Source organism: Streptomyces tricolor (assembly GCF_002155905.1).
Taxonomy (GTDB): Bacteria; Actinomycetota; Actinomycetes; order Streptomycetales; family Streptomycetaceae; genus Streptomyces; species Streptomyces tricolor.
This window is the reverse complement of the sequence record NZ_MUMF01000008.1, coordinates 1-242: the sequence shown is the minus strand read 5'-3', so window position 1 is coordinate 242 and position 242 is coordinate 1. Positions and strand designations below refer to the sequence as shown.

The 242-nt window shown below is 73.1% G+C and carries 1 pseudogene; it reads left to right on the top strand.

The features are described from left to right. Positions 1–242, top strand: a pseudogene (locus CCN44_RS00665) (transketolase); the annotation flags it as partial.

Genomic DNA, 242 nt, shown 5'->3' with positions numbered 1-242 from the left:
CGCCGCCGCCTCCTTCGACTGGCCGGCCGGCGGCTTCACGCACATGGCCCCGGGTGACGTGGCCCTGCTCGACACGCTGGACGGGTGGACCGTGCATGTGCCGGGGCATCCGGACGAGGCCGAGACGCTGCTGCACCACGCGGTCGCCGCGGGTGACGACAAGGTGTACGTGCGGCTGTCCGTGCAGTCCAACCGGCAGGGCCGGGTGATCGACGGGCGGCACTTCAGCACGGTCCGCGAGG